A 1639-nucleotide genomic window follows, 5' to 3' on the forward strand; every position below is an offset into this window, starting at 1 on the left:
GGCCGGCGTGCACAGCGGCGACTCCTGCGCGGTCTTCCCGCCGCAGCTCGTCACGCACGGGCAGTACGCGGCGATGCGCGCGATCGCGGCTCGCCTTGCCCGCGCGCTGGGCGTGGTCGGGCCGATGAACGTGCAGTTCGCCGTGCAAGACGGGCAGGTCTTCGTGCTCGAGGTGAACCCGCGCGCGAGCCGCACGCTGCCCTTCCTCGAGAAGGCCACCGGCCTTGCGCTCACGGCCGCCGCCACACGCGCCATGCTTGGCGAGTCCTTCGCTGCGCAGGGCATCGCCGAGGCGGCCCTGCCGGCGCGCTGCTTCGTCAAGGCGCCGGTCTTCCCCTTCCGCCGCTTCCCCGCCAGCGACTCCCTGCTCGGTCCCGAGATGAAGAGCACCGGCGAGGTGATGGGCGTGGGCGCGAGCTTCGGCGAGGCCTTCGCGCGCGCACAGCTCGGCACCGGCCAGGGCCTGCCGGTGGCAGGCACGGCTTTCCTCAGTGTGCACGACCGCGACAAGCCCGACCTGCTGCCGATCGCGCGGCAGCTCGGCGTGCTCGGCTTCGCGCTGCTGGCCACGATGGGCACGGCGGCGGCCCTGCGCGCGCGCGGCCTCGCCTGCGAGACCGTGGCGAAGGTGGGCGAGGGATCGCCGCACGTTGCCGAGCGCATCCTCGCCGGCGGCGTGCAGCTGGTGATCAACACGCCCCTGGGGGCGGCCAGCCGCTACGACGAACGGCCCATCCGCCAGGCCGCCACCTCGATGGACGTGCCCTGCATCACCACCCTCGCCGGCGCGCGCGCGGCCGTGGACGGCATCCGCGCCCTGCGCGAGGGTCTCGGCGTGCCGCAGAGCCTGCAGGCCCTGCACGCCGCGGCGGCCATCCGCCCCCGGGGGCGGGCGGCTCGGGGATAGCCGGCGCGATTGTGCGCTGTGCGACCTGGTGCCAGACTCGCCCTCATGCCCATCGCGGGTCCGCTCGCGAAGCTGGAAGGATGCCCCGGCCATGCACACAGCTACACGCCAGGCGATCTACCTCGGCCAGGTGTTGCTGGTCGGCTTCGACGTGCTTCTCCTGCGCGACGGACTTCTTGAGCGGACTTCCCTCTCAGCGGTCGGCGCCCATCTCCTCGTGACGATCTGGGTTGTCGTTGTCGTCGGTCTCGACATCCTGCACCGAAGACTGGCCCCGCGACGTCGCTGGGCGCGGAATGCTCCAAGCCGGGATCCTTGGCGGGAGCATCCCAACCCTGGTTGCCGGTGCCATGCTTCGCTTTGGGATTGGTAAGTACTGGGGCTACTTCATCGTCGCCCTCTTTCTGGTCATCCTCATGGCCTCCTGGTCGATCCTGATGAAACTGGAGAAGCCCCGGGCTCCGCAGCCTGGGACCTAGCGCTGCCACCCGCCCCCGGGGGCGGGTGGTGCTGCTTGCACTGGGGGATATCGCGGGAGGAGGAGCCGCCGGGGATTTTCTTCGCTCGTGCCCTTGACGGCTGCCAGAGGATACTATACATTCGTATCCCCCGCAAGCCTCCCGCCGCACTTTCCTGAGGAATTCCCATGGTCACCCGTGCCGAACGGGCCGCGCGGCTGCACGCCGCGCTGACGGCCCGGCTTGCGGCGCTGCGCCAGGCGGAGCGCGGTGC

At 71.3% G+C, this 1639-nt stretch carries 1 protein-coding gene; it reads left to right on the forward strand.

Annotation, left to right across the window (positions count from 1 at the left end):
- Positions 1-907, forward strand: a 907-nt coding sequence (locus FJ251_16235) for an ATP-grasp domain-containing protein (GenBank protein MBM4119248.1), incomplete at its 5' end; no start/stop codon positions are given.
- Positions 908-1639: the final 732 nt, after the last annotated feature.

Source organism: bacterium (genome assembly GCA_016873475.1).
GTDB lineage: Bacteria > Krumholzibacteriota > Krumholzibacteriia > JACNKJ01 > JACNKJ01 > VGXI01.